At 69.2% G+C, this 6,235-nt stretch carries 7 protein-coding genes and 2 pseudogenes; 7 read left to right on the top strand and 2 right to left on the bottom strand.

Annotation, left to right across the window (positions count from 1 at the left end):
* Positions 1-150: 150 nt before the first annotated feature.
* Together ACWEN3_RS38885 and ACWEN3_RS38880 are read right to left on the bottom strand one after the other, a co-directional pair.
* Positions 151-352: pseudogene (locus ACWEN3_RS38885) on the bottom strand (cold-shock protein).
* 417 nt (positions 353-769) lie between these two features.
* Positions 770-898 (bottom strand): annotated as a pseudogene (locus ACWEN3_RS38880) (methyltransferase); the annotation flags it as partial.
* Positions 899-1,050: 152 nt separating this feature from the next.
* Here ACWEN3_RS38880 and ACWEN3_RS38875 point away from each other — a divergent pair.
* From ACWEN3_RS38875 to ACWEN3_RS38845, 7 genes are all read left to right on the top strand, one after another.
* On the top strand, positions 1,051-1,302 hold the full coding sequence (locus ACWEN3_RS38875) for a hypothetical protein (RefSeq protein ID WP_452981177.1): 252 nt from the start codon (positions 1,051-1,053) through the stop codon (positions 1,300-1,302).
* A gap of 521 nt (positions 1,303-1,823) precedes the next feature.
* Positions 1,824-2,321 carry a DUF5994 family protein gene (locus ACWEN3_RS38870; protein ID WP_452981174.1) on the top strand — a complete coding sequence of 166 codons (498 nt, stop codon included), beginning with the start codon at positions 1,824-1,826 and terminating at the stop codon, positions 2,319-2,321.
* Positions 2,322-2,392: 71 nt separating this feature from the next.
* The gene (locus ACWEN3_RS38865) at positions 2,393-2,875 is read left to right on the top strand and encodes an STAS domain-containing protein (protein ID WP_452981171.1); all 483 of its coding nucleotides are present in this window, start codon (positions 2,393-2,395) and stop codon (positions 2,873-2,875) included.
* 230 nt (positions 2,876-3,105) lie between these two features.
* Complete coding sequence (locus tag ACWEN3_RS38860) at positions 3,106-3,312, top strand: cold-shock protein (protein WP_020943091.1); 207 nt, start codon at positions 3,106-3,108, stop codon at positions 3,310-3,312.
* 242 nt (positions 3,313-3,554) lie between these two features.
* A complete protein-coding gene (locus ACWEN3_RS38855) occupies positions 3,555-5,042 on the top strand; it encodes a DEAD/DEAH box helicase (protein ID WP_452981167.1) in 1,488 nt (495 codons plus the stop codon).
* Between the two features lie 151 nt (positions 5,043-5,193).
* Positions 5,194-5,529: a CBS domain-containing protein gene (locus ACWEN3_RS38850; RefSeq protein ID WP_452981180.1), complete on the top strand. Its 336-nt coding sequence runs from the start codon at positions 5,194-5,196 to the stop codon at positions 5,527-5,529.
* 57 nt (positions 5,530-5,586) lie between these two features.
* Entirely contained in the window at positions 5,587-5,874 is a 288-nt protein-coding gene (locus ACWEN3_RS38845) for an SCO5918 family protein (protein ID WP_452981165.1), read from the top strand.
* The last annotated feature ends 361 nt before the right edge of the window (positions 5,875-6,235 follow it).

The following is a 6,235-nucleotide window of genomic DNA, read 5'->3' as shown; positions in this document are numbered from 1 at the left end:
AGCTACCTCGCCGGCCTCCACCTCCGAGCCGCAATGATCTGGGTCGACGACCTGATCAAGACCACCGAATGATCACGACATCACACAGGCCCTAGCTCTCCGGCTGCTGGGCGAGTGCGTCGCCAACCTCGTCCTGCCATGTTCGCCCAGTCAGCCGCGGACGATGTTCTGGGCCTGCGGCCCCTTCGGCCCCTGCCCGATCTGGAAGGTGACGTGCTCGCCCTCGGTGAGCTCGCGGAAGCCGCTGCCCTGGATCTCGGAGTAGTGTGCGAATACGTCGGGCCCCCGCCGTTCTGCGAGATAAAGCGAAGCACTTCTCTGCGTTGAGCCACTTCACGGTGCCGCTGACCATCAGATCATCCTTCGTCCATGCCCGCGAACAGCCCTGGTCCGGGCATGCTCCGGCTCCTCGACAGCAGGAGCTGCACTGGATGTACCCCGAACCACTCGGTTTGCCCGTCCGAATACGGTCGTGCGCCAACGAGTGCGTGATGTCTTCCATCACGGCGTATGACGCCACGTCCTCGGAGCGGGGCGGCATCACTGTGGCCGGTGAGCCCCGGAGGACCACCATCCGGCAGCAACAGCTCAGCCGGTCGTCGTGCGTAGCGCTTCCTCGGCCTGGCGGGCGCGCCACTCCTCGATCGTTTCCTGCTGCTGTCGGGCTCGTTCGAGCAGTGTGTCGAGCTGGGCAGGGTCCAAGCCCTGGTCCGTCGCACTGAGCCGAAGCAGGGTCTGCCATCCGGCCGTCTTGCCCTCGGCCGCCAGCCGCAGCCCTTCCAGATCCCACAGTGCCCACGTCGAGCACGGCCACGCCCGGCGGGAGCGGCTCCTCGGACACAGCTCCAGCCAGCAGGGCCGTGTCCTCCTGGGGGGCGCAGACGCCCGGTAGCACCACGTGATTCACCGATACCGCGTACCCCAGCTGTCACGATCTATGAAAACGGCAAAGGTAACGCGTACAGAACGCGTACAGGATGTCACCCTGCGGACGCATACGAAGAGGAGGAACCCGCACCGTGCCTGGCTTCGGGTCCCGCCTCTGCCGTAGTGTCAGGCGGCGAGCTGATCCACGCCGAGGTCCGCATCGTGGCCGCGACGCCAGAGGTCGCCCGGCGCGTCGCCGAAGTGCTCCGGCGCTGCTTCGCCTCGACCGAGCAGCGCAGCTATCCCGCGGGCCCCGCAGGAGGGACCCGGCTCCACATCACCCTCGACACCGCTCAAGCGGCGGAACCCGCACCGTCCTGGCTCACGACCAGCACCTCGACAGAGCAGACACAGACACACGCCGACGAGGTGTGACCCGGATCCGAGCGGCCCGAGGATCCGCCGTCGCCTCCGTCCCCGCGCGGCCGTCAAGCCGGAGAACGACAGTCATGACGAAACGCCGCGAACGCAAGAACAACCGGAAGGCGGTCCTGCGACCCCTGTACGGGCCGTCGAGCGCAACCGCCCCGAGGTCAATGGATCGGCGCTGCGCGCCGAGCTGGCCCTGCCTGACGAGGACCTCTCCGCCGTCTGCGCCTATCTGACCGACGAGGGCCTGATCAGCGCGGACTGCACATCACACCACACCCCCGCCACCGTCTCGCTGACGCACCAGGGCATCCGTCTGATGGAGGAACTGGAGGAGGAAGAGGAGGAACAGGAGGACCGGGTGAAGCCAGAGGAGGCACAGCCGGACGACTGACCCGCCCTCTTCTCCTCCTCCAGAGGTAACCTGACCGCACCGAGAGCTTTTCGCGCAGCGCGACCGGCGGTGCCGTTCCCGGCGAGTGACGAAACGGGCAGTCGTCCCACGGCTCCCGGGACGGGACCGCACGATGGAACCCGGCGGAACACCGGCCGAAGGCGCGTCCTCGGCCGCCGACGCGCACACGTACCGCATGCCCACGCCTCGCCTAGCCCTCACCCCGGGCGTCAGCCACGGCCCGCTGGACGGGGCCTGGTGGCCGCACTGCGACGCGCTGGAACTCGAACTTCCCTCGCTCGTCGGCTCGTTGGAGCCGGACCCGGACACGACGGTACGCGTCACCGTGGACCCCGCCGAATGGCCCGACACCCCGCGCACCGTCATGGCGCCCGGCCGGGTGATCGCCGTGGAGCCGGCCGGCGCCGGAGGCGAGACGCACGTCATCTCCCTGGACTGCGGCTCCGTGGGACGCTGGGTACTCCTGGTCGTCCCGCCGGATGAGCCGGCCGGAACAGCCGCCCGGCTGCTGGCCGCCGCGGCGGACCCCGAGAACCCGCTGACCGCCGCGCGCATGCTGGCCCTCGCCGAGACCGATCGCCTCGGGGGCACGACGGGGGAGGCGGAATGAGGCACGCCGGCCCTGGGGCGCCCACTGCCGGCACAGCCATTCCGCCTTGCCCCCGACTCCTGCGCGAGCCGTTGACCACGCAAGGTGGAGCGCCCGCACTCTTCGAGGAATGCCGCATCGTCCGCGCACACGGCGAACTGGACAGACAGACCGTGGCGCCCGGGGCCCGCGCCCTGGCCGAAGCCCGCGCGGCCCGGCCCGGACGGCTCCTCCTCATCGTGGACCTGAGCGAGGCAACCTTCACCGACTGCAGCATCCTGACGCCACTGTGCGATGCCTGGTACGACTGCCATGCCCGGAGCGGCTGGCTGCGCATCGTATACGGCAACCACACGACGGACCTGGTCTTCCGCTGCACCGGTCTCCTCGACCGTTTCCCCGCGTATGCCAGCGCGCAGGACGCCTGGGAGGGACGAACGGCCGAGCCCTGCGCAGCGGAGCCGCCCCGACGACCCGCGTTCCGCATCGTCTCCCTTGAGGACCAACTCGACGACGCCCTGCGTCTGAACCGGGAAATACGCCGGAAGCTGGACGAGCACGGCGCAGATACCTAGTCCCGCCACAACAGAAATACACCCCGCCGCGGGAGGATAATTACTGGGCGCTCCCGAAAACGCATGGCTGTCTCCATCCGGCCTGTGTTAACGTGAGAGCAGTTGCAGTTTTGGTTGCCAGAGATTTTTTCTTTGCAGAGCTTTCCGGATATTTCCGGAGGGGTGATCATCGCGGCGACTCGGCTCCGCAAAGTGCGGAGTCCGGCACTGCCCCCCAAGGGAGATTCAATATGGCATCTGGCACCGTGAAGTGGTTCAACGCGGAAAAGGGCTTCGGCTTCATCGAGCAGGAGGGCGGCGGCGCTGACGTGTTCGCCCACTACTCGAACATCATCAGCAACGGAGGCTTCCGCGAGCTTCAGGAAGGCCAGAAGGTTAGCTTCGACGTCACGCAGGGCCAGAAGGGCCCGCAGGCTGAGAACATCGTTCCCGCCTGACGCAGACGCGAATCGTCGCGAGCCAGTGGTTCGCGCATCATGTGGCTGGGGCCCGTGCTCTTGGGGTACGGGCCCCAGCTCATTAATTTTCCCCTTGTCCGGGTTTTCCGGACCGCCGGCCGTCCCCGCTCCAGCGCCACGAGGTCCGGCTCTTTTTTCTTCGGCTCATTCTTGCGAATCCTCGTGCGGTCATCGCCGCTGGACGGAATTCCTCGATACGCCGCATCGAGGAAGGTTCTTCCATGAACCGCACCCCCCGTCACACCGGCACCGCTTCCGGTAGCCGCTTCCGTACGCAGGGGACGGGCCGCCAGGGTCCCCGCCCCGGTACCGGACGAAAGACTGGCCAGGGCGCACGCTCCGCCCCGCGCCGACAGGAGTTCGCCCTGCCGGTCACCCTCACCGAGCCACTGCCGGCGGTCGGGACGTTCACCGAACTGGACATGCCCGCAAGGCTGTTGGCCGCGCTCGGCGCCGAGGGCGTGACCGTGCCCTTCCCGATCCAGGCGGCCACACTGCCGAACGCACTGGCCGGCCGGCACGTCCTGGGCCGGGGCCGTACGGGTTCGGGCAAGACGCTCGCCTTCGGCCTGCCGGTACTGGCCCGTCTGGACGGACAGCGGGCCCAGCCCCGGCAGCCGCTCGCCCTCGTCCTCGTCCCCACGCGGGAACTGGCCCAGCAGGTCACCGACGCGCTCACCCCCTACGCCCGCGCCCTACGGCTGCGGCTCGCCACCGTGGTGGGCGGCATGTCGATAGGCCGCCAGGCGAGTGCGCTGCGCGACGGCGCCGAGGTCGTCGTGGCGACGCCCGGCCGCCTCAAGGACCTCATCGAGCGGCGGGCCTGCCGGCTGGACCGGGTCGCCGTCACCGTGCTGGACGAAGCAGACCAGATGGCCGACATGGGTTTCATGCCGCAGGTGACCGCGCTGCTCGACCAAGTTCCCGCGAGCGGCCAGCGGTTGCTGTTCTCGGCCACGCTGGACCGCAACATCGACCTCCTGGTACGCCGCTACCTCCACGACCCCGTGGTGCACTCGGTCGACCCGTCCGCAGGAGCTGTCACCACCATGGAGCACCACCTGCTGCACGTGCGCGATGCCGACAAGGACAGCGCCGCGACCGAGATCGCCGCCCGCGACGGCCGCGTGCTCATGTTCCTGGACACCAAGCACGCGGTGGACCGGCTCACCAAGCACCTGCTGTCCGTCGGGGTACGAGCCTCGGCCCTGCACGGCGGCAAGTCCCAGTCACAGCGCAACCGGACGCTCGCTCAGTTCAAGGACGGCCACGTCACGGTCCTGGTGGCCACCAACGTCGCCGCCCGCGGAATCCACGTCACGGGCCTCGACCTCGTCGTGAACGTAGACCCTCCCGGCGACCACAAGGACTACCTCCACCGCGGCGGCCGTACCGCACGCGCCGGCGAGTCCGGCACCGTCGTCACCCTCGTGCTGCCGCACCAGCGGCGAGCGATGGACCGTCTGATGGGTGACGCCGGAATCGTTCCGCGCACCGTACGGATCCGCCCTGGCGAGGCCAAGCTGCACCGCATCACCGGCGCCCGGACCCCCTCCGGCGTGCCCGTCGTCCTCGCCGCACCGGTCGAAGGACGCCCCGAGGGCAAGGGAGCCGTCGGCTGGCATTACAGGAGTCGGGCCGCCGGCCGTGGCGGAAGCGGCCGGGCCGCCGCCCGGGGCCGCCGGCCTGCACCGAGGAACAACCCTTAGCTCAAGCCCGGGGAAGCGCTCCCTGCGGTCGGGACGAGCCGTCGCCCGTCCTGCCCGCCCCGACGAAGAGGAGAAGCCCTTGACGACGTTTCCGCCCCGAACGCAGAAGCTCGGCAGCGCCGATGGCACCGGTCTGACCGCCCGCGACGCCATGCATGCTCCCGGGCCGCAGGTCGACGACCACATGGCGGTCGACGTGGCCCTGTCCGTCCTCATCGGTGCGCGTGTCCCGCATCTGCTCCTCCGGGACGAGGACGGTCGGTGCGCGGGACTGGTCACACGGGCCCAGCTCGCCGCACACCGCGGCGGCTCGTGGTACAGCGACCGGACGCGGCTGCGGGACATCCCACTCGACCGCGGGCCGTTCACCTCGTCCACATCGATACTCGGTGAGGCGGAGGCCGCCATGCGGATCCGTACGCTGGACGTGTCCCCCGTGATCGACGAACACGGCTACGCCCTGGGCGTGCTCGCTCTCACGCCCTGACCGTCGTACCGACCGGTCACCGTCCCCGGCATTCTCCCCCACTTCGTGGAGGCAGCCATGCGCTGTGTCATCGCCCGGTACCCCTTCGACCTAACCAAGATCGAGGTCGAACAGTCCATGACCGGCGTCCCGCCCGAACCCGTCACCGGCGTGTCTGTCACCATCGACCGCCGCGTCTACCCCGTGATGCAGGTCGGGAAAGTAATCACCAGGCAGAACCGCCGTGACTTCACGGTGGCCGAGATGCGCCGGGCGCTGACCCGACTCGGCTTCACCTGCCACGAAGCGCGCCCTGTCGCGCCAAGCTGGGATGCGCGGGCGGACGACGACGCGCTCGGCTGGTGAACGATTCCGAAAACGACGGCAGATGAATTGTCGTCCACGGGTTGGAACACCGAAGGATGTGGCACCCGGCTGGTGGCGGGCCGGACGCGCCTTGGGGCCAACGGTTCGGTAATGAGCCGCGAGGCCGCACGAGGCCGGTACGACCCGCCGGCCCGGTTGTCGTCGCGGGGCCACCCGGCGACAACCGGTGCGGCCGGCCCGAGCCGTTACCGGCAGTGCTGCACCTGTGCGACCGCAACCGCACACGGATGCACGGCGCCGAACCGCCGACAACTACTCGTCGGGGCCGCGCGCATCCTGGAGCAGAGCAAACCTCATCGACCACCGCTTTAGTCGGGTAGCCGGGTCTCGCCGGACAGTC

The sequence above is a fragment of the Streptomyces sp. NPDC004561 genome (genome assembly GCF_053602155.1).
The sequence above is the reverse complement of the archived record's forward strand: the minus strand, read 5'-3'. Positions and strand labels throughout refer to the sequence as shown.

What these genes read in the sequence shown, in the direction of transcription:
- ACWEN3_RS38870 (WP_452981174.1), top strand. Translation starts at nt 1,824, where the DNA reads ATGGAACCCGGCGGAACACCGGCCGAAGGCGCGTCCTCGGCCGCCGAC.
- ACWEN3_RS38860 (WP_020943091.1), top strand. Translation starts at nt 3,106, where the DNA reads ATGGCATCTGGCACCGTGAAGTGGTTCAACGCGGAAAAGGGCTTCGGC.
- ACWEN3_RS38855 (WP_452981167.1), top strand. Translation starts at nt 3,555, where the DNA reads ATGAACCGCACCCCCCGTCACACCGGCACCGCTTCCGGTAGCCGCTTC.
- ACWEN3_RS38850 (WP_452981180.1), top strand. Translation starts at nt 5,194, where the DNA reads ATGCATGCTCCCGGGCCGCAGGTCGACGACCACATGGCGGTCGACGTG.
- ACWEN3_RS38845 (WP_452981165.1), top strand. Translation starts at nt 5,587, where the DNA reads ATGCGCTGTGTCATCGCCCGGTACCCCTTCGACCTAACCAAGATCGAG.